The following is a 21,570-nucleotide window of genomic DNA, read 5'->3' as shown; positions in this document are numbered from 1 at the left end:
AACATGGCTACCACAATCGATGACAGCCGACACACCCAGACTCGAATCCGAATTCGCATCCCCAAAGAATATCATCGAGAGCCGATTATTTCTAACCTAATTACCCACCATGAGCTAACGGTTAATATTACAGCGGCTCTACTCAGTGCCAATGCCATAGATGACGGTTGGTTTGATTTAGAACTAAAGGGAACAGGTGAACAAATTCGCGGTGCCTTGCTGTATCTCAATGATTTAGATCTGGAAGTTTGGCATGATTCCGATGCTCAAGACGAAGGATGGTAGCTCAGTTTGCCGTTGTCAAACAGCAACAGATTCAGTGATGACTGACGCGATCGCCAATCGTCGGTAATTTCTGCTCCAACGCATCGCTTACGACCGTTGATCTGCTTTAACGCTAGATAACTTTGTTGTTTCATGACTTAGGCTCTCCTGCATATGGCTCTTCCATTGCTCAACGTACTTCGATCGACCGAGCCAACGTATCGAACGTTTAGCCGCCGGACTCAGCTTCCGTTACAAGCTGAACAGATGTGGCGCATTGAATCTGGAATCGTCCGAACCTTTACCTGGCTGGAAGACGGTTGCCTGGTAACGTTGGGGTTTTGGGGAGCAGGCGATGTGTTGGGTAAAGCTCTCTCCAGAGTTACAACGCCCTACCATGCGGAATGCCTCACCGATGTAAAAGCGATCCCCTTATCTCCCGATCAGTGGCATCAAGAAACAAATGCCCTGATCGAACACATCCGGCAATCAGGGGAACTGCTCGAAATTTTGCATTGCTCTCAAACCGAAGTATCCCTGCTGCGGGCGCTAAACTGGTTAGCCAAGCGGTTTGGGCAGGATAGCCACACCGGACGACGGATTGATTTTCGCTTGACGCATCAAGAACTGGCCGAACTCATTGGTGCCACTCGTGTAACGGTGACACGAATGCTCAATGACTTTGAGAAACGAGGCTTAATTCATCGCCAGCGACGCTCTATTACAGTTGTTCCTGAGCAAAGTCCCTTCTGGCACTACGAGATTTGAAGGTACCCGATGCTTTTAACCCGTTCTATTTCACACGCATTCTAATAGAGATATGCAACATCCGGCGTTGCTGAAGAGGGATAAATGGGTTGTTTCAACGCCTGCTGGGGGAGCAATGCCATGCCCCTACGCCATTCACCCATCAAATTAGCAACGCCGAAATCACGGTAACAATTTGGCTGGTTAGCTCACGCCAAGCAGCGGCACAGTAGTCTGTGCTTCAATCGTTTGCACCATGCTGGACTGCGTTGAAGCATCAACACGGCTCAATCCCTGGTTAACAGCGCTGAGAACAGCTAACAATGAAGCCGTGGTTAGATCAGCATGAATGCCAACCCCATGAGTCGAGCCTTCCAGCCTCGACTCGGTTAGTTCCACGAAGACGATCGCTTCATTTCCGTGGGTTGAATCACGCGATCGCTCTTCATGATGAACGACCTGCCATTCGCAACCCAATCCATTGAGCAACGCCGCGATCGCCGTTCTTCCTTCTCCACGAACGGTCACTGTTGTTTCATGCATCTGCATCATTGCCACAATACATTGCTTTTGCCTATCCTGCCGCTCGGTAATGACATGATGCGCCAGGTATTGACAGGGAGCGCAGGCTTGCAAATATTCCTGCTCGAATAGTTGCCATAAATCGGCAGACGACATCTCCTGCCCCTGCCGATCCATTGCGTGTTGCACGACCTGACTAAACTCAATCTGCAACCGACGAGGCAACACCAAACCATAATCCCGTTCGAGCAGGAAGGCAATTCCACCTTTGCCAGACTGGCTATTAACCCGCACCACCGACTCATAGGTACGCCCTACATCTGCCGGGTCTATGGGCAAATAGGGAACATCCCAAATGGCATCGGGCTGTTGTGCTGCAAATCCTTTTTTAATAGCGTCCTGATGCGACCCCGAAAAAGCGGTAAACACCAAATCACCAACGTAGGGATGGCGTGGATGAATGGGTAGTTGAGTACAGGCTTCAATGACGCGAGCAATATCATTGATATTAGAGAAATCCAACCCTGGATCAATCCCCTGGGTATACAAATTAAGCGCTAACGTCACCAGATCTACATTGCCCGTGCGCTCACCATTGCCAAATAAACAGCCCTCAACTCGGTCGGCTCCGGCCATCTGAGCTAGCTCTGCCGCTGCGATCGCACAGCCGCGATCGTTGTGGGGATGCACGCTCAAAATGATGCTGTCCCGTCGTGCCAACTGTCGATGCATCCATTCCACCTGATCGGCAAACACGTTAGGAGTTGCCACTTCTACCGTCGCAGGAAGATTGATAATTGCTTTACGTTCAGGAGTCGGTTGCCACACATCCAGCACCGCATCGCAAATGTCTTTGGCAAACTCCAGTTCAGTTGCCGTGAAGGTTTCCGGGGAATATTGAAACCGCCAGTCTGCATCGGGTTGGTTTGCTGCCAGTTCATTGAACAACCGTGCATTGGAAGTAGCAAGGCAGATGGTTTCTGCCTGCGTTAGGCCAAACACGGTGCGGCGAAAAACAGGAGACGTGGCGTTGTATAGATGGACGATCGCCCGTTTTACTCCGTGCAATGCTGCAAATGTGCGCCGAATCAGCGGTTCTCTGGCGGGTGTCAATACCTGAATCGTGACATCATCGGGAATCAAATCTTGTTCAATCAGGTATCGTACAAAATCAAAATCAGTTTGCGATGCGGAAGGAAATGCAACTTCAATCTCCTTAAACCCAATCTCGACTAACCGCTTAAACATTTGCAGCTTGCGTTGACTGTTCATGGGTTCAATCAGAGCTTGATTCCCATCTCGCAAGTCTGTACTTAACCAAATTGGCGGCTGTTTAATGATTTGATTCGGCCAGGTGCGATCGAACAATTGAACTGGGGCAAATGCACGATATTTCTGAGCGGGATGCTTCAACACGATCGTTTACTCCTTTGTATTCGGTAAAAACGAGGCACAGTAATCAATGAGCAGTCAATCAATATGGGGTTATCAGGCGACTGTAAACACCAAGCCTGACAACCCGTCATTAGTCGTAGCAATGCCTCAAATGCGGTAGGTAGTCGCATAGGAATCTCCAAAAACAATAGTGAACTGATATTTTGAACGGTTGGAACCGTAACTATCTGCCGATCTGCCATCAAAGGCTAAAAAAATACTTGAAACCTCAACCCACTTCTGTCTCAAAACCTCCCGGCATTGGGGGCTTTAAGGGGACAAGGCAGCACATTTATACTGTTCAGACATCCTCTCAGTCTGAATCGCCCTACTCAAAATTCATCCGAGTGAGACACAGTATTCAAAGCTTAAAAATAGGTTGGGTTCGTAATCAAGTTAGTTGCGCCCAAGGCGCAGGAGCAGCCCCAGACCTGGTAATAGGCTGGAATGAAAATGAAGAGATGGCTGCGGTGTGAACATGATTGACATACAAACACTTGCTTGCATCATAACTTCGGAACCGTTGCGGGTCAAGCTATCAATTGAGGGTCGCGTCATATCACGGTTGCAGGTCTCAGCAGTTGTCCTCGCTCAACATTCAAAACTCAAAACCATCCCATCAAAACCCATCAAAATTGCCTCATTCGCTCTCACACCTCATCGGGCTTAACAGTCTTCTCACAGCCCCCATCTTTTCTATACAAAATTCTGTCAAAAGTTGTGATAAATTTGTCTATCGTAACCCTTCCCCGAGCTTAACTCCAAGCTCAAATTGAGGGAATACATTGCTGGCGGCTGACATTGCACTGTGCCTGGTACGCTCAGGCGGGAGCAAACATACTATTTTGATCCGTCCCGATCCATCATTGGTCATTCGTTCTGTATGCGATTCACCAATGGTATGTGGATGGCCGCCTGAGCCTACCAGTAAGCAGGTTGCAAAATCGATGGCTTGCCGCACATTCTCTGCTGAATTTAACTGATCCATTAAGAGGACGAACACCATGACCTATGAACTTCCAAGCTTGCCCTACGACTACGACGCACTAGCACCTTACATTTCGGCAGATACCCTCAAGTTTCACCACGATAAGCACCATGCGGCTTATGTCAACAAATTCAACGAGCTAGTTCAGGGTACTGACCTGGCCGATCTCTCCATTGAAGAGGTGATCAAAGCGACCTATAACGACTCCGCAAAGAGCGGTATCTTCAACAACGCAGCCCAAGCCTGGAATCACACCTTTTACTGGAATTCCATGAAACCGTCTGGCGGCGGTACCCCAACTGGCGCACTGGCCGACAAAATGAACGCTGACTTTGGCAGTTTTGATAAATTCAAAGAAGAATTTAAGACTGCCGGGACAACCCAATTTGGCAGCGGTTGGGCGTGGTTAGTTCTAGACAACGGTACGTTGAAAGTGACCAAAACGCCCAATGCTGTGAACCCACTGGCTCAGGGTCAAACCCCTCTGCTCACGATGGATGTTTGGGAACATGCTTACTATCTCGACTACCAGAATCGCCGTCCCGACTACGAGCAAGCCTTTCTAGATAGCGTCGTCAACTGGGATTTTGTATCTCAACAACTGGCTCACGCTAGCTAACTCAACGTTTCTTCTAGCCTGGTAAAACAGCCAAAGCATTCAAGCTCTGGCTGTTTCCATATCAACCCACTTTGGCGAAGCACCTGTAAGATAGTTAATGGTCAACAGATGCCGCCACTCCTCCCCTAGTCTTCCTATTTACCACTTGGCAACAAAGCCAATAAGCATTTATACTCAGTTTATTGAAATCTTTAATCGACGCTGAAGCTGTTTACGTTCTATTTTGTTCGCAACGCTAACGATGGTGACGATCGAACGGTAGGATCAGACTGCAACACCAGACTGAGACTCCTCAGATGTGAGCAGATTAAGCAGCTTTAAGCGAACTCAGCAAACTGTTATGCGGTTTCACCAAACGATTGCACTACCCGCTCAGTATCAGCTTCAACGGCTCCTTGCTTTAACCCTCCCGTTTAAGTCAACATCAGTCCCGACGCTATATTCAAATGCATCGCTCTAGGTGTAAGGTGGGGTTAAAGATTTGTTGCACCTTCTTATTAATCATCCCCTTATTGTTTAGAAGTAGACCGCCCCGTATGACGGTCTTGTTTATGTCGGCTCATCGTTCTCAGGAAACATAACCATGACTATTGCCACACAAACCTTCCCCATTGATCTTGGCGCTTATAAGCCGTTAGCACTGGACCCCAATAAGCCAACGCTAACGGCGGAAGAACGGGATGCACTCAAAGCAAATATTCAGCTTTGTCGGGATGCGATCGTGTTCTTCACCGCGACAGGAGCAGCTAGAGGTGTAGGTGGGCACACTGGCGGTCCATATGACACTGTGCCAGAGGTCGTTATCTTAGACGCTTTCTTCCGTGCAGCACCCGATAAGTTTGTGCCAATCTTTTTTGATGAAGCCGGACATCGTGTCGCCACTCAGTACTTGATGGCAGCACTGCGGGGCGAACTGCCTGTCGAGCGGTTGGCTCGCTACCGTGAAGCCCATTCCGAATTACCAGGACATCCTGAGTTGGGTTTAACTCCCGGAATCAAATTTAGCTCTGGTCGCCTGGGTCACATGTGGCCCTATGTTAACGGGGTGGCAATGGCGAATCCAGATAAGGTGGTGTTCTGTCTCGGTTCGGATGGATCGCAGCAGGAAGGGAACGATGCAGAGGCCGCTCGTCTGGCGGTTGCCCAAAACCTGAATGTCAAGCTGTTGATTGACGATAACGATGTCACGATCGCGGGTCACCCTTCTGACTATCTGCCTGGGTTTAGCGTGAGCAAAACGCTGACGGGTCATGGAGTCAACGTCAATGAAGGCGATCCTGAGGACATCGACGATCTGTACCGTCGCCTGTGTGAAGCCGTCACAACTGATGGGCCTGTGGCATTGATCAACAAGCGCAAGATGTGTGTTGGCATTGAAGGGTTGGAAGGGTCAACCCACGGCCATGACGTAATTTCTGTGGAGGTGGCGATCGCCTATCTTCAGTCCCGTGGGCAAACGGCAGCGGTGGATTACCTCAAGAGCATCAAAAAGCCCAAGCCCGACTATGCCTACATCGGCTCTGGCGACAAACTGGGTTCAAACCGCAACGTCTTTGGTGAGGCGGTTGTCTCGGTGCTAAGCAGCATGAGCGAAGCCGAGCGCAAAGAAAAGGTCATGTGCATTGACAGCGACCTGGAAGGCTCCTGTGGACTAAAAACGATTCGAGAAGCGTATCCAGACATTTTCGTTAACTCTGGCATCATGGAGCGGGGGAACATCTCTGCTGCGGCTGGTTTTGGCATGGATAAGGGCAAGCAGGGTATCTTTGGCACCTTTAGCGCCTTCCTGGAGATGTGCATCTCGGAAATTACAATGGCACGGTTGAACTATTCCAATCTGCTCTGCCATTTCTCCCATTCTGGGGTGGATGACATGGCAGACAACACCTGCCACTTTGGCATCAACAACTTCTTTGCCGACAACGGCTTAGACGACGGCTACGAGACGCGGCTGTATTATCCGGCTGATGCCGCTCAGATGACGGCCTGTGTTAAAGCTGTGTTCTTCGATCCGGGTTTGCGGTTTATCTTCTCGACCCGTTCTAAGGTTCCTAACATTCTTGATGCCAACGGCAACAGTTTCTTTGGCGAAGGGTATACCTTTGTTCCAGGAAAAGATGAGGTGGTGCGTGAAGGTTCGGCTGGGTACGTCGTTAGCTTTGGAGATACGCTGTATCGCGCGGTTGATGCGGTCGATCGCCTCAGACAAGACGGTCTGGATGTGGGTTTAATCAACAAGCCCACCCTCAATGTTATCGATGAAGAGATGATGGCTAAGATTGGAGCCGCACCCTTTGTCCTGGTGGCAGAATCGCTCAACCGTCGCACGGGTCTGGGTAGCCGCTTCGGTAGCTGGTTGCTGGAGCGAGGCTTCACGCCAAAGTACGCTTACCTTGGGGTTCACAAAGAAGGCTGCGGCGGTCTGTGGGAACAGTTCCCTCACCAGGGTCTTGATCCAGTTGGCATCATGAATAAGGTGAAGCAACTGGCTGGTTAAGGATGCGATCGCACCCGTAATCGTCTCAAGTTAATCCTGTGAGAAAGAGGGGGAAGGAGCAACAGTCCTTCCCCTCTTTTTTGGGAGCAAGTTTTTGGGAGCCAGTTTTGGGGAGCGAGGCAGCGATCGCTGTAGTGCAACACCCCTACCCACTCGCTGCCATCACAAGTCAGTAACCATAATTGGCGAGCCAGCATGTCTTTGAGGTGCGTTGGCATCTTCTATTGTCACCGCAACCCTGCTAACCACTCCGCCTACTCGATAAACCGGAGGAACGGCGATCGTTTTAGAGGCGCTTCCCTGGCTATCGACTTGAAACACGCCCGTTAAGATAGCCGCTTTCTCATCCACGGTAAAAGGGGCATCTTGTTGTAAGACCGTCCACAACACATACACCTGACCCGGCGGCAATGGCGGCAAGTTCTCGGCTGTTAATGTGGCTTCCAGGTTATTTGGATCAACCGTGACCACAGCAGACGCGACACTGTCGCCCTGAGTTGCATCCAGGACATAGGTGGTCGTAGCGTATTGCGGCATCGTTTGAGACTGCGCGGTTTGTAGCGCTTGCGACAAGCGGTAATTGTTGACTCCTAGCGCGACGACTAATCCGGCGGCAGCAACTTCCACCAGGCTACGCCATGAAAACGACCGTCTATGGAATGGTCGAGTTGATGCAGGGCGACGCGCCGTTTCGGCTGCCATCGAGCTAATTTGATTGAGAATGTCAGCCCGTAAGTGGGCAGGGGGAATGACTTCAGGTGAAGCATAGGACACCTCTAATGCATTCTGCATTTGGGCAACGTCCTCAGCGATCGCCGGATTGGCGGCCAAGAGTTGTTCAAACGCGGCTGCCTCCTCTGGGTCAAGATCGCTGAGGACATAACCTGCGATTAATAGCTGCAATTCTTCTGGAGACATTGACGGCATGGGCATAGACATCGGTGTCACTATTCAATGAGGTGCAGAGTTGAATCGGTTTGAAGAGCGCTCCCCTGGCGATCGCCTTAGCAGAATCTACTGGTCTATTTCGCGGTTTAGCAATGGCTAACTTGAACGTGACCTAAAACGTAGCGAATGGGCTGAATTTGCCCCTACCCCCAAGATTAAAGGAGGTTTGAGATCTAGCAAATGGGCTACGTTCGCCCCCTCCCCCCTAAGAGGATGTCTTAAAAGTGCTAAGCTCCAACTCGAACCGCCCCCTAATCCCCCAAGATTGGGAGACTTCCGAATCAATTCTGTTTCAAAGTCCCCCAATCTTGGGGGATTTAGGGGGCTAATTTAGAATGTTGAGCTATTCTCAGACACCCTCTAAGGTTAAAGGACGTTTAAAACGTAGCAAATGGGCTGCATTGCCCCCCACATCCCCCAATTCTGGCTTCGACGTGAGCGCTCAGCCGAACGGGGACTTTGAAACAGAAGTGGCTCAGAAGTTCCCCAATATGGGGGGCTTAGCACCTGCGGAAAGCCAGAAAAGGGGGCGGTTCGATGCGATACTCAGCACCGCTAAAACATCCTCTAGCTCCGTAATCAGCCTGCTGCAAACGAATCTGCCCGCTATTTAACAATCGAGCTGGTGCAGCCTGATCTTGATACGCTCGCTTTGAAGTACGTGCTTCGCTGGGGATTGGATGCATGTTTACGGTTGGGCGATCGCACTCGAGCGATCGCTCCTGCCTGAGCCATGCCCGAACCATTCTCAGCGAACCTGTGCTTCAATTTCGCCGTTTCTTTGGCATTTGAGGAAACTTCAGCATCTTTAGAGCCAAACGGTAACCCAGGACGGTATGGCGATCGTACAGAAAGCCCGTCGCCTCTGTCTACCCTGCGCTTGATGCCAGCGACCAATCTGCGTTGAGTGACGTAAAGGGATGTTTAAGCCTCTCAGTCGCTCAAACGGCATGAGATCGCTTTACAGAACCATGCCATAACGCCTGAAACGGTTGGACGTTGTGTAATCGCAACAGTAATCGCTCACCTGACTTGAAACAGTGAAGCACAACGTTTGAAAAGGCGAATTACAGCAGTTCTCAATCGAGTCAGCCACAGTCTCGCCAAGATGGGTGTGGGGCTTGGGGCGTGTGAATGCAAATGAAAATGGCTGTAAGTGAACAGGCGAATCAAGCGATCGCCCTTCTCTCCATGACGAACGTACCAAATTGAATCTGGCTGAATGCAGGCATGAATGTTGCAAGGGCATTGCAGTGCCGTTGCCCCACAGCAGGTGGTTCAATAACCCGTTTATTCCTTCTAGTTAGCAATGCACCTGTTCGCAATCCGCTTGTTCGCCCACCTGATGGCATCGGCTCGGCGATCGCAGAATTGGTTCCGGCTGTTTTTGTATCCTGTCTCCACGTTAGAGGTGTCGTTCAACAAAGGCACGCCCTACCAGCATGGCATCATGACTGGTTTCATACCGTCTGCCATCATTGAGAGCCACACAGTCAGAACCAACGACCCAGCAGGAATAGCCATCTGTTCTGGTGCCACTGACCCCTACAATCCAACCAGGATATACAGAGACTTGCACAATCGGATCATCTAGCATTTCACTAGCACAAGCATCCCAAGCTACAGTAGCGCAATCAGAAGCAAAAATCCAAGTAGCCCAAAGGTGGATTGGATAAAGAGAATGACTTCAAAACCAGGTTGTGTTGGGCGCATAAGAACTCTCCTGAGTTGTCAGAATGTGTCATCCGAGCCTTTCGAAGCCTGAGAGAAGTGACTACATCTACAATCTTTGAGTTTCCAGGGTGCCAGTTCAATGTGATCTGATGACTGAGTAAACGCAAGACGATTAAGCACACATCCTGTGCGTCAGTTCTATTGATTTTTCTGATAGCCTGTGGGAGCATTTTTAAACTACGGTATGTTGGTCGATTTACCGATGTATAGTAGTACGATCGCGTTCGTCATCAGCCTTACCTGCTTGCGGTGAGGAGCTATCCTGCAAATTGAATGAACCTAACTTCATTACTCACTCATCGTCATCCCTGGAGCAGTCGTCCTTGCCTGAATCGCTTAGTCAGACTTGGAACAGGTTTAAAAGACCGCCTTGTGACCCGCCACACAAATGTATTTATCCAGCAACGACGAGAACAAACTAGCCAGGTGCATGGTGAACGTCCTGCCCTTGTTGTGCCTCTATCCTGGGCTGCAACGACGGCAACAGTTCCCTTTGCCAATTTAGGAGATGCGCTCAGTCCGGTCATTGTCAGTGCTTTATCGGGGTTGCCCGTCATGCATCATCACTTTGATGCCCGAACAGAAAGATTAACCTGCGTTGGTTCCATTGGGCATCAAGTGAAACATGGCACAATTCACCTGTGGGGAACCGGAGCAAGAGCCAGACCGTTGCTCAAGCCACCCTCTCAACATTGGAATCGTCTGGTTCAGACTCATTACTGTGTACACGCATTACGGGGACCTTTAAGCGCTCAACTGTTTCAGCAACAAGGGCTGGATATCCCCGATGTTTATGGCGATCCGGTTTGGTTCTTACCTGCCATTGTTCCACCTGCCCCAGAAAAAAAGTATGAACTTGGCATCATTGTTCATCTGTCGGAATTGAATGGAGGCACCGATCGCTCAACGGTAAACGAGAGGTTTTTGAGATATCACATTCCAGATGCATTAGCATCACAAGTGCGTATTATTACAACTATTACTCGACCTTCGTTTGATGCGCTTGAAGAGAAGTTGCATGAAATAACAGCCTGCAAGCGAATCGCCAGCACCAGTTTACATGGGTTAGTGTTAGCAGAAACCTACCGCATTCCCTGTGTTTATTTTCGAACCCAGGGTCGAGGAGTTGCCTTTCCTCATTTAAAGGATGAAACAGAACGTATTGATTTGCGGATGCGAGATTTCTATCGGGGGATTGGGTCGGAAACACTGTTTGTGTATGGACAGCCTCGCCCAAGACCAACGAACTGGGAACACCTGATTCAGGCGATCGATACTCATTGGATTCCAATTCATTGGTCGGCAGAGTCATTTTTGGAGCGGTTTCCATTGCCGTTAGCATTTAACCCACTCATAGAGCAGTTGGGCGATCGCACTCGGTTTCAATCCCTCCAGCTATGAAGTGAAACAACCAGGAAATTTGCGCTCCTAGCTCCTCAATGAATTCGGGCATCTGAGAACTGGAGAGTCGCTTAAGCCAGTACCATCCAGCTACAGGCCAGTAGCGATCAAGAAGACTACCACAGGCTTGCGTGAGAACAGCAATCATCACCTAACTAAATAGTCGCAGCGTTACCGACAACCATTGCTGATGCAAATCTGTCCTGGGGCGACCGGATAGGCTCGAAATCGGCTGAAAAAGAATGATAAACGGTTCGGTATCGCTAAATGCTTAAAACAGTTGGTTCTCTTGCGCTATTAACTCCCGCATTATTGGGTGCAGAAGGATTTGGTTTGGCTGATAAAGGGTTTGCTGCCACTATTCCTGACCTTGATCCGGCTATTAAAGAACCCGTTTGTCGCAACGACTGGAATGCGTCCATCAAGGCGATCGGCCCATTAATTGGCAGTTCCGATATCACACCCGAATATCGAGAAGAACTGGTGTGGTTTCATCATCAGCTTCAAGATTGGCGTGCCGTGAGAGCAAAAGTGGATGACATTCCGGGGTGCGAGGGCATTGCCATGACGGTTGATGCACCGACGATTGAATATTCACGCTCTGCTCCGCTCGACTTTGAAGGGGCACTGGAATCAGTGGTTGCAATGCGATCGCTGCCCAGTGGTTACATCTACATTCAACATGAACGACCCCAAACCGTAGAGTCAATCGATCGCAGTTGCCGTGTGGTTGATTCCAGCGGTCGGCGCATTGATTTAAGTACGCTATGTATGCAGTAAAGCACCTCCTCCCCGGCAGGCGGGAAAGGGCGGAAATTTAAAGCCCTGACACTGTAGCTCTCCCTAATCAATAGCCCCATTGCAAGCTACTGTGCCCATTCCCTGTTCAATAAGGTGCTGCAATTTGCCCCTTAATCCCCCAAAAGAAGACTTCAAATCATTCAAAGTCCTCATTCGGCTGAGCGCTCAGGTCGAAACCCAGCACTGGGAGATTGGGGGGTTAAGAGAATTTGAGCGTCACCAGAAAAGGCCGACTGGGATACCGTGGCCGTTTAGATCACAAACGGTTTGGGCTGATCGAAGTTCCACGCGTGCTGCGATCGCTCTACCACAAACGGCTGAACAACAAACTTGGGTGGGGTTCCTGGTTGTACGTCAATCCGGATAAAGGAATAAGGCCGACGTTTCGTAGAACCATGACCGCTGCGGCCAATGTAAAGCTGCGACCGCGCTACAGGACGTTCATACTCGCCCGTTTTGTCTGTGAACCGTTCTGTTAGTTCAGGCCCTTCTTGCCGCTGCCGCCGCAAACTGTAGCCGCTACCGCCACAAACAATCCAATCCATATGGGAATCCGCATGACCCGTATCCAGAGTGCGGAGGTGTTCTAAACAGTGGGCATGGCCGTTTAGCACCAGATCCACGATGGAGCGATCGTCTGCCAATGAACCCACGGCTGCCGCGACCTGATCAAACACCTGGCGCAGATGATGACGCACCATAATGGTTTGTGCCTGGTGCCATTTCGTTGATTCCGTCACATAGGGCGGATGATGAAAATAAATCACCCGTCCGCGCACCTCAGAGTTATGCCAGGAGTCAGTTAGCCGTTGCTTCAACCAATCTAACTGTTCCAGGTCAATGACAGGCGGTTCGTGGGTATCAAGCTGTTTCTGGATGTCGATCGCCACTTCATCAAGCTGTTCTATCTTGGTGTTGATGTCATACAGATGCTCGGCATCCTCTGGTTCATCAGGGTTTAAGGTAGCAGAGCGTTCTAGTAGTTGCAGTTTCTCTTGTTCCAACTGGTCGCGCTGCTGCTCCAAGGCACGACGACGGCGATTTCCCTCCCGCGTTTTTGGGAGCGGTTGAGGTGCGTTAAACGTGTTGGAATCGAGCGCAAAAAAGTCAATGCCACCATAACGAAAGCTGTAGTACCGATTCGGCAACCGTGTGAACACACCTGGCTCATAGCGCAAGCATCGACCTGTATCGCTGATGGCTGTGTAATGTTGGTCGAGATGGCGGGTGAATTCGTCCGGGTTTCGGAGGTGATAGAGGCAGTCCAGGAACGCCTGAGCGTAAGCTTTCCCCTGAAACGAGCCGTGCCAACCCATGTCAAAATCCAACTGAAACTTGAGTAAGCGCCGCACTGGAAGCGTAATTCCGGTCAAAAAGCCTTGCAGTAGCGGTAAATCGTAGTAGTCGTGGTTGCCGGGTACCGGGAGCGTTGGGAGCTTAAACAGCATTTGGTCGTAGCGAATCTGTTTGGGGCGATCGCCACCTACCAGGAATTCTCTGTAAGGCTTAATAAAGTTCTCAGCATAATATTCGCTTGACCCCACCAGATAGATGACATCTCCGGTGTGTAATACAAATCGGCAGGTGTCCAAATGAGGCAGCATTTGCTCAGCCACTCGCCGTTGCGGATTTTGGTGCTGAGATGATCCTGACCCTGTATCGCCAATCACCAGAAACGAAAATTCTGGAGAATCATCTGAACCATCGTCTAGTTTGAGCTGCGTCTGGTCAATGTCCCGTTGAACAATTAGAGGATCGCGCCACTTTACCCGCTGTTTCATTTTGCGGATTTTAACGGAGATGGATGGGTCAGACACAAAGCGCACGATGTACTGCTCCTAAGAGATTGGCAATATAATTTTTTGGTTAAACAATTTTAGGTTGCACAACGACCGCCTTTGTTATTGTAATAGGCTGACTCATGTGCGTTCGTCGGTAATTGAATATTGCCCGTGTTAAACGACGGAGTCCATTTCAAGCCGCCTCTTCCCATCAACCTGATTGGCTATCAACCTGATTGGCCATGAACCTGATTGGGCGATCGCCACTCCCCCCTCAACAGCGTTAGTCACTCAGTTTCCTTGAGGGGCGAATAGTATGGCTCATTGATAGCTGCAAATGGATAGCTGCAAATAGGGCATTGCCCAACCACGATATGAATTTGCTCAACGCCCCTCAATTTCACGTTTACGGTTTCAGCTCTACCGTTAGCGGGATGTTCTACAGGAATGAGACTATCGTTAGACACACCCAGGCATTCCTACAGAAGGTGGGTAAAACTACAAGGTCTTACCCGCTATTTCTTGTTGCGTCCGGTCGGAAGCATAGCTGCCAGCGCTGTTGGGTCGTAGTGATTCCAACATTGAACTATCAGCTTTGCTCTGGATGATAGCTCCAGGAATCGCTAATTCTCCAACACCGCTTTAGATGTTGCGCTTGATACAGGCGTCTGACGTTGGGTAGCAAAGGTAGATGATTCAATGTCCAAAGTTTGAGCCGAAAACGCAACGTATACATGACATTTTAATAACGGTTCTACTTTTAACTTACTCAGGTCACTTTTACCCCTACTCACCCTTAGGTAGGAAAAATGTATGTCGTTAGATTAATCTCGATATATTTTAAGTTTGCTAAAACCAACTGCTAAGCAGAGCCAGAATACACCCCAAATAGACCAGCTTCAGGCATAGCTCAACTTGAGCATCGTGCAAAACCAGTGGTTGATGGATGTAACGTAGCCACACGTGCCATTGCCGTTTGACCCGCCATCTCAGGCGGCGGTGCTGTTTGTTGTATCGCTGGTACTTCTGTCTGCGGACTGTGGAAGGCTCGATGGACTGACGATCGCCTCCAGGCACCGTTGCGTTTGGGTCAGCCAATGGTGACGAGCAGGTGCGATCGCGGTTGGTAGCGGTTTTAGTCCGAGGGCAGGAGGGAGAATGAGAGCGGGTGGCAAGTGCCATAGTCTAAAAATCCAGGGTCACTGGTGTACGGCGCGGCGATCGGGTCAGCAATCCACTCAAACCGCATAGAGCAATATCAACTCGCGAACGTGGCTGAAGCAGACCAGACATGGGAGCAGCTTTTCGCTGGTTCTCCTACAACCCAACTCGCCAACGGCAGTAACACCCTAAACCTTGCATCGAATTAGAGACGGAACGCATCCAGGCTGAGATGCGTTCCGATGGTATGTGAAGAATCCCTTCATCTACATGTATCTATTGTGAGGATTCCGTAGCTCGATCGCAGTACCCTCGCAGGGGATTTACATCGAGAGGAGGTATGCAAACGTCGAAATTTACCCACTCTTAGCCCTTGGGTCACAGAAATAGCTAAGGCTCAGGGGGTAAGAAACGGCGCTCAACCGCACTGCAACCGCTGTAGTTTTCGTTGCAATTGGCTGTTATTCTAAGGTCTAACTCTTTTTAGTCAGTCTACGAAACCATGCGTCTTGACGCTTCAACTCTACGCGTTGATCGGCTCAATCGGCTTGTGTTGCCCGCCCTGTTAGCGATAAGCAGTTGGGCGGCGGCTCCTGCGATCGCCCAAACAACCGTTGCCCAAGCAACGGCAGCATCCAGAGAAGAGCAGCGGCAACAGCAGGTTCGTCAAGTTCGTCCTGAAAATTATGACGTGGCTCGCTTTCCGGTAAGCGAGGCTAACGTGAGCCACTGGCGCAATATTCTGTGGACAACAGCGATCGTTGAACCCCAGGCAGATTATGTAGCCGAGGCGATCGCTCACATTGTGTCATTAACAGGTCAACCTGGCTTATCGAACGGACAGCGGCAAACCGTAGATATGGCCATGCAGATTGGCACTCAGCTTTATTTCAGTAATCCCAGTCAGTATGCGGCGGTGGGTCAACAATTTCTGCAAACGGCAGAACGTAGCCCCAATCCAGAATGGGTTGCGATGGCGCTTTCGGCTCTGGTAAAAACAGGAATGCCCCCAGAGCAGCGGCAGCAGATCAGCGATCGCATTCGTCAGCGCTTCGCCAACTGGCAGGAAAACGTTTATCTGTATTCCACCTTGCGCGAGATAGCAGAACTCGATCGCCCATCTGTCATGCCACCCTTGCAAGACTTGCTGGAGTGGACGATTGCCCCCGGCCAATTGCAGATGTATGTGTTGTGCCGTTCCAATCGAGGCGTGCTATGTCAAACCGTTTTGAAGGACGGAAACGGCGAGTTTGTGCGCCAGGGAGGGCAATTGTGGTCAGTGCCGCTGTTGTTGCGATCGCTGCACGAACTCTCGTGGAACTTTACGCGCGGCCAAACGCCGCAGGGCATCTATCGTATTGAGGGCACTCGTCCGGCTGACCCTGCTACATTCAGAGCGTATGGTGCCTTTTCGCTGGTTAAGCTTTTTTTGCCCTATGAAGCGGGGGTGCAAGAGTTTTTGCCCGGACAGCCAGGATGGACTGGAGGCGTTGCCGCGTATCAATCTTTGTTGCCCCCATCCTGGCGGAATTACGCTCCGGTGCAGCAAAGCTATTGGGCAGGGCGAGCGGGTCGCAGCTTGTTCCGCATTCATGGCAGTGGCGAAGATCCGGGCTTCTTTACCAACAACAGCCGTTATCCCACCGCCGGGGAGTGGAATCCAACCATTGGCTGTCTCTCTGCCCTTGAGCGGTATGACGCGGCAGGACGGTTACAACAGGCCGACATGCCAACTATTCTCAACACGCTGTCCACACTCAGTGGAGAACGCCTACAGGGATATTTAGTAGTGGTAGATGTGCCAGGGGATGCTAACACGCCAGTTCAGTTGAATGAAATTGAAGCGGCGTTAGCTGGACGATCGCAGATGGCCTCTGGTCAACCAGGACGTTAGCAGCTAGCAGGCTCAAGCAGAATCCACGTACCACTGGTTCATTTGAACAACGAACCAATGACCAATACATAATCAATACATGACCAATGAATGACAGAGCAGGAACGGCCTAGCTAGATCAGAACGCCTTCCTTGCTCTTGGCTTGAGTGTGTTCTACCTCATCATGGGCTTTCAACAGCGACAGCAACTTGCGCCGCATCATGATTCCAGGCTTATCGGTTAGCATGTGCTGTTCGTGGCTTACCCCCAGCGGAACATCCCATTCTGTGGTTTCTAAAATGGCCTTATCTTCTAAAGTGACCTGGCGATCGAACGCAACCACATCGATCGCTTTTGTCTCTGCTTCGGTATCGTTCCGCAAGCAGAATTGCACAATTTGAGAGGAGGAGTCGTTGATCGGCGTTGCTGTGTTCACAATGATATGCACCAATCCATTGGGATAGGCAATGCGTAATTTGCAGGTAAACGGCATAAACCAATCCATATCCATTGTGCGAACCGTGCCCGTTTGCGCCATTTTAAGATTTTGCTGTTGCAACGGCGGGTTGACGACTCCCAACACGGCACGCAGATGAATACCGCGAGCGGTTTCTACAATCTCCATGACCTCTGGTGTGGGATGGTCGGGACTGCCAAAGCTTTTGGGATGCACAAAGGTGGGATGAGCCGTATCAAACTCATTCTCCATCACTCGCAGTCCGGCGCAGTTCCACGGTTCATAAAATTCGGGAATCAGGCGAAAGTGAGGATCGTCTGCTTCCGGTAATAGCGGAATCTCGGCCAGCGGTTCACCTAAACAGACCCACACATAGCCGTACCGCTGCGCGCAACGAAAACTCTTGACTCGGTAAGTCGCTGGAACAGAACTATCAGGAATTTGGGGGACGCGGACACAGGTTCCTGTCGCGTCAAACGTCCAGCCGTGATAGGGGCATTTAATGTTACCGTCTACCACCGTTCCCTTAGACAGTTGCGCGGTTCGGTGGCAGCAGCGGTCTTCTACGGCGGCGGGTTGACCCTGCTCATCGAGCCATATTGCAATGTGCTGACCCAACAGTTGAAAGGATTGAGGCTGCTCGGATAGCTGCTCTAACGGCAAAACAGGATACCAAAACCGCTTTAAGACAGGTTGCTTTGTCACCAACATAGGCCATACGTCTGCTCGGCATTTCGAGTTTAATCACCGCTGGGCGATCGCTTCTGCAACAAACGAGACGTTTCTTCAAGTCGCACTGGTTTAGTGTCGGGAGTGACTATTTTCCAGCGGCAAATCGGATTATGTAAATAATCGTCAACTCTATGCCGGGCGTTTAGCCCTTGCAACCTGGGCGCTTGCAGCGCTCTACTCTGACGATGCCTCTGTTGATGCCGTTAAGCTTGTTCATCCTTTAAAGAGAGTTATGCTGATTACCGCTCGCCGAATGATTCGGTTTTTGCTGCTGAGCACCATTACTATAGGAGTGCTGTTTGCCTGCAATCAGTCACCCTCCAACCAAACGCCCCAGGCCAGTTCCAGGCCATTAATTGTGGCATCATCCCCCTGGCCCGGATTTGCGGCTCACTATGTGGCGGTTGATAAAGATTGGTTTGCCGAAGAAGACATTACAGTTCAAGATAATTACTTTCAGGTTGCCACCGATGTGAATACGGCGTTGCTGGCGGGTCGGTTGGATTTAGCCTGGACAGGCGTTCCAGATATGATCACGATCGCCGGGCGCGATCCTTCCCTGCGGTTGATTATGCTGTCCGACTATTCCGATGGCGCAGATGGGATCTTGGCACGGAATATTACTCAACCCCAAGACCTGAAGGGAAAACAAATTGCCTGGGAAAACTTACCGCTTCAGATGTTGTTGTTGCACCGATATTTGCAGGATGGAGGTCTGAGCGAAAGCGATGTCACGCTGCTGAATATGACCGCTGCCGAAGCAGCTACTGCGTTTGCCAGTCGGCAAATTGATGTTGCCGTCACCTATGAGCCATATCTCAGTAGCGCCGCGCAGGAGGGACAGGGCGAGATTGTGTTTACGTCCCGCAACACCAACCTTATTCCGGTGGGGTTAGTGGCAAACGAAGCGACCATTCGAGACCGCCAGTCTGAAATTTTGGCCTACTTACGGGCGATCGACAAAGGGGTGCAGTTTGTCCGCGATAATCCAGACGAAGCCTCTGAAATTATTGGCAAAAAGTTAGGCGTTGCGGCGGCAGAAGTGCCGAGTTTATTGGAGACGGTTCGCATCTTCAATCTAGAAGAAAACAAAACCATTGTGTTCAATCCTGATGATTCACTCAATGTGATCGACAGCCTTGAGTTTGCGATTCAGACGAGCGAGGAAATGGAGTTAATTGACCAACCCATTGATCCAGCTATGCTCTATGACGATTCGCTGGTCAAGGCATTGTAGAAACGAGGGACATTAGCGACGCATCCTCGCGATGGGTCGCGGCAGCCCGTACCCGTTGCCACAGGCTATCATCCTGACGATACAGTTCCAGAGCCGCAACGCTAGCGCGCGCATCTAGCCCGGTTCCTGTCTCAATCAATGACAGCAGAAACGCCACGGCAGCATCCTGACGCAGCATGGCGATCGCCACTAACGCCGTTTGCCGCTGTTCGGGCTGGGGCGATCGCTGCCACCACTGATGCAACACCTCAAATGCAGCCTCCAGGCGGGATTCTCCCAGCGCCAGCGCAGCCAGTTCCGCGATGTGGCGATCGTCAGCCTCCAGAAATTCAGCCACGATCGCCACAGACGACTGGGGCGCAAGTTGCAACAGCGCCATAAAGCAATCGGAAAGCACCTGCGGGTCGCGATCGCCCGTTCGCACTTTCAGCCGCAACAGCGGCACTCCCTGGGTGTAACCGTTGTAGGCGATCGCTTTGGCAGCAGCGGCTCTAGCGAGCGGTATCGGGTCGGCAAGCAAATCAGCCAACTCATTCAACACATCTGGATAATTCATCCGAACCAGCCCCAGGGCACAAACCCCGCGCAGACTCACGGCAGTATCTTCCTTACCGCCCCACACGGGTTCCAGTTGAACATGGCGAATGCCGCGCAAAAATACAGACTCATCGCTGTACCCCATGCGGTAAAGGGCTTCGGCAATGCGGTGTTTGGCGGTGCAGCCTGCGTCTGTTTCAACCGGATTCACCATCAACCGCTGAAACGCGGCGGCCAGTGCAGGCGCGAGCAAGGACAATTCTGCATCGCCAATCATTTTGGCCGCCTGCGCCACCGCAACGGCATATCTGCTGTTAAGCACCTGTTTCAGGAGGGCGATCGCTTCTTCGGAGGTGGGGTGCGATCGCACCTGGCCTAGCGTAGCCAGTTCTTGCTCCAGTTTGCGCGACTTTGGCATCCAGCCTCCTTGCTCCTTCGCCGTCACAGCATGGGCAACAGGCAAATGAGACGGGCTGATAACCTTGCATGTCCTGAAGCCTTCTCTGTTTATACCAAAAAATCAGTACAGAGGTACCACTTCAGATAAATGGGTTGGAAGACACAGAAGATCAGCTTTAAAGCAACAAATTTTGGCGTAGCTTTACTGCTTTTTATCCTCCATTTGGGCTAGAGGATGTTCTGCTCCACGACTGTCAAGTTTTGCTTGGAGTGGGTTGCTGTTGCCACCGGGTCATGTAGCGCTAAGCCAGTCCGCCACACACTGGCTCTGTTCTGGCCGGACTTATCTGCTAGTTTTTGTAACAACCGATAAGCGTCTGCGGTTAGATCTAAATGCAACCGCCTTTTGCCCTTTGAGCCTGTCATATGATTCTGTCCTTTTTGAGAGCCAACATCGTGGGGGTACTAGTTTGAGTGGGGTTAACTTAATAACCCATTGCTAAATTAAACGCCTGAAGATGATGCAACAGATGCCAATAGCCTAATGTCTAACTGGTCATAGACCAGCTCAGCGCTACATATATAATCCTATTGAAATTGTAAGCTTGCTGCTATGAAAATGTCACTTAATTATTACACATTTCTTACACAAATAATACTCATCTGCTCTAACAGCCCGGTTGAGGCGAAGCGTGCCAACCTCCTAATCGATCGGCATGGCTTTCACCGTGGACAGATCGTCTGGTGTATTGCAGTTAAACAGCATGTCTGGATCGGGTAGCGGCAACGTCTGAACTGGATGCTTTGATAGCCAGCGTTGAAACGATCGCCCTCCTTCTTCAACAAACTCCCATAGCAGTGGCATACACCGTTTCCGATAAAAGCCACATAACGGTTCCCAACCCACCGATCGACTGGGCAAAAACGCGATCGCCTCATCGGGTACGGTTGATAGCTGCGTCATCCAGCTATGCAAAACGTCAACCTGTAATCGCGGCAAGTCGCAGGCGAGTAGCAGCACCCATTCTGTTTCCACCTGCATCAATCCCTGAGCAAAACCAACCAAGGGGCCATTCATTTCAATGCCATCGGGTAAGGGGGCTTCTTGCACAAACCGACAGTGGGACGGCAACAGCTCGCGATATCGGGCAATCCAGGGTGTGACCACATAAACCTGCACCGCACACTGGTCGGCAATCTGGTACACCCGTTGAATCATGGGTGTGCCCTGCACTGAAATGAGCGCTTTGTCTTGCCCCATGCGGGAACTGTGTCCCCCGGCCAGGATCATCGCCGTGATTTGATCGATTTGATTTGGTTTGGTCATAACCGTTCCGAAGGTGCCCCTAGTTAAACTGGTCGATCGCGTTTCTGCCGTAATCCTCTCTGTGACCGATCTCAACCGCATTTTGCCTACGCTTTCGGGCAGATGAATCG

Annotated in this window: 18 protein-coding genes; 9 read left to right on the top strand and 9 right to left on the bottom strand. The window is 50.7% G+C overall.

Annotated features, from left to right (window positions below; all coding sequences use genetic code 11):
• Positions 1-3 precede the first annotated feature (3 nt).
• Complete coding sequence (locus IQ268_RS10200; protein ID WP_193878130.1) at positions 4-285, top strand: NIL domain-containing protein; 282 nt, start codon at positions 4-6, stop codon at positions 283-285.
• Here IQ268_RS10200 and IQ268_RS10195 read toward each other — a convergent pair.
• Complete coding sequence (locus IQ268_RS10195) at positions 267-419, bottom strand: hypothetical protein (RefSeq protein WP_193878128.1); 153 nt, start codon at positions 417-419, stop codon at positions 267-269. The two genes, IQ268_RS10200 and IQ268_RS10195, sit on opposite strands and share 19 nt — an antisense overlap.
• A 19-nt stretch (positions 420-438) precedes the next feature.
• Here IQ268_RS10195 and IQ268_RS10190 point away from each other — a divergent pair, with 19 nt between their 5' ends.
• Positions 439-1,032 carry a Crp/Fnr family transcriptional regulator gene (locus IQ268_RS10190; protein WP_193878126.1) on the top strand — a complete coding sequence of 198 codons (594 nt, stop codon included), beginning with the start codon at positions 439-441 and terminating at the stop codon, positions 1,030-1,032.
• Between the two features lie 183 nt (positions 1,033-1,215).
• Here IQ268_RS10190 and leuA read toward each other — a convergent pair whose 3' ends face one another.
• Positions 1,216-2,949, bottom strand: a complete 1,734-nt coding sequence (leuA, locus tag IQ268_RS10185; protein ID WP_193878124.1) for a 2-isopropylmalate synthase — start codon at positions 2,947-2,949, stop codon at positions 1,216-1,218.
• 1,022 nt (positions 2,950-3,971) lie between these two features.
• On the opposite strand from leuA, the gene IQ268_RS10180 reads away from it, so the two are divergent.
• Positions 3,972-4,574 (top strand): superoxide dismutase, encoded by a 603-nt coding sequence (locus tag IQ268_RS10180; protein WP_193878122.1) that lies wholly within the window; start codon positions 3,972-3,974, stop codon positions 4,572-4,574.
• Between the two features lie 583 nt (positions 4,575-5,157).
• On the top strand, positions 5,158-7,071 hold the full coding sequence (locus IQ268_RS10175; protein WP_193878120.1) for a transketolase C-terminal domain-containing protein: 1,914 nt from the start codon (positions 5,158-5,160) through the stop codon (positions 7,069-7,071).
• A 162-nt stretch (positions 7,072-7,233) separates the two neighbouring features.
• Here the strand turns inward: IQ268_RS10175 and IQ268_RS10170 are convergent, their stop codons facing one another.
• A complete protein-coding gene (locus IQ268_RS10170) occupies positions 7,234-8,010 on the bottom strand; it encodes an anti-sigma factor domain-containing protein (protein WP_193878118.1) in 777 nt (258 codons plus the stop codon).
• A gap of 1,318 nt (positions 8,011-9,328) precedes the next feature.
• Here IQ268_RS10170 and IQ268_RS32210 point away from each other — a divergent pair.
• The 3 genes from IQ268_RS32210 (at position 9,329) to IQ268_RS10155 (ending at position 11,934) form a co-directional block, all read left to right on the top strand.
• Entirely contained in the window at positions 9,329-9,613 is a 285-nt protein-coding gene (locus tag IQ268_RS32210; protein WP_228035242.1) for a hypothetical protein, read from the top strand.
• 413 nt (positions 9,614-10,026) lie between these two features.
• Positions 10,027-11,154, top strand: coding sequence for a polysaccharide pyruvyl transferase family protein (locus IQ268_RS10160; RefSeq protein WP_228035241.1), 1,128 nt, complete (start codon positions 10,027-10,029; stop codon positions 11,152-11,154).
• A gap of 267 nt (positions 11,155-11,421) precedes the next feature.
• The gene (locus tag IQ268_RS10155) at positions 11,422-11,934 is read left to right on the top strand and encodes a hypothetical protein (RefSeq protein WP_193878112.1); all 513 of its coding nucleotides are present in this window, start codon (positions 11,422-11,424) and stop codon (positions 11,932-11,934) included.
• 272 nt (positions 11,935-12,206) lie between these two features.
• On the opposite strand, the gene IQ268_RS10150 is transcribed toward IQ268_RS10155, so the two are convergent.
• Positions 12,207-13,781 (bottom strand): metallophosphoesterase, encoded by a 1,575-nt coding sequence (locus tag IQ268_RS10150; protein WP_193878110.1) that lies wholly within the window; start codon positions 13,779-13,781, stop codon positions 12,207-12,209.
• An 804-nt stretch (positions 13,782-14,585) separates the two neighbouring features.
• Positions 14,586-14,918 (bottom strand): hypothetical protein, encoded by a 333-nt coding sequence (locus IQ268_RS10145; RefSeq protein WP_193878107.1) that lies wholly within the window; start codon positions 14,916-14,918, stop codon positions 14,586-14,588.
• A gap of 481 nt (positions 14,919-15,399) precedes the next feature.
• Between IQ268_RS10145 and IQ268_RS10140 the strand changes: the two genes are divergently transcribed.
• Positions 15,400-16,791, top strand: coding sequence for a hypothetical protein (locus IQ268_RS10140; protein WP_228035240.1), 1,392 nt, complete (start codon positions 15,400-15,402; stop codon positions 16,789-16,791).
• Between the two features lie 113 nt (positions 16,792-16,904).
• On the opposite strand, the gene IQ268_RS10135 is transcribed toward IQ268_RS10140, so the two are convergent.
• Positions 16,905-17,939, bottom strand: a complete 1,035-nt coding sequence (locus IQ268_RS10135; RefSeq protein WP_193878105.1) for an aromatic ring-hydroxylating dioxygenase subunit alpha — start codon at positions 17,937-17,939, stop codon at positions 16,905-16,907.
• Positions 17,940-18,192: 253 nt separating this feature from the next.
• Here IQ268_RS10135 and IQ268_RS10130 point away from each other — a divergent pair, with 253 nt between their 5' ends.
• A complete protein-coding gene (locus IQ268_RS10130) occupies positions 18,193-19,197 on the top strand; it encodes an ABC transporter substrate-binding protein (RefSeq protein WP_193878103.1) in 1,005 nt (334 codons plus the stop codon).
• Here IQ268_RS10130 and IQ268_RS10125 read toward each other — a convergent pair.
• The 3 genes from IQ268_RS10125 to IQ268_RS10115 all read right to left on the bottom strand — a co-directional run bounded on the left by IQ268_RS10125 (position 19,184) and on the right by IQ268_RS10115 (position 21,442).
• Positions 19,184-20,152, bottom strand: coding sequence for a HEAT repeat domain-containing protein (locus tag IQ268_RS10125; protein ID WP_193878101.1), 969 nt, complete (start codon positions 20,150-20,152; stop codon positions 19,184-19,186). The genes IQ268_RS10130 and IQ268_RS10125 overlap by 14 nt on opposite strands.
• A gap of 209 nt (positions 20,153-20,361) precedes the next feature.
• Positions 20,362-20,559 carry a hypothetical protein gene (locus tag IQ268_RS10120; RefSeq protein ID WP_193878099.1) on the bottom strand — a complete coding sequence of 66 codons (198 nt, stop codon included), beginning with the start codon at positions 20,557-20,559 and terminating at the stop codon, positions 20,362-20,364.
• A 277-nt stretch (positions 20,560-20,836) separates the two neighbouring features.
• The gene (locus IQ268_RS10115; RefSeq protein WP_193878321.1) at positions 20,837-21,442 is read right to left on the bottom strand and encodes a molybdenum cofactor guanylyltransferase; all 606 of its coding nucleotides are present in this window, start codon (positions 21,440-21,442) and stop codon (positions 20,837-20,839) included.
• Positions 21,443-21,570: the final 128 nt, after the last annotated feature.

This window comes from Oculatella sp. LEGE 06141, from assembly GCF_015207605.1.
Taxonomy (GTDB): Bacteria; Cyanobacteriota; Cyanobacteriia; order Elainellales; family Elainellaceae; genus Oculatella.
Note: the sequence above shows the minus strand (reverse complement) of the source record. Positions and strands in the feature narration are given on the sequence as shown.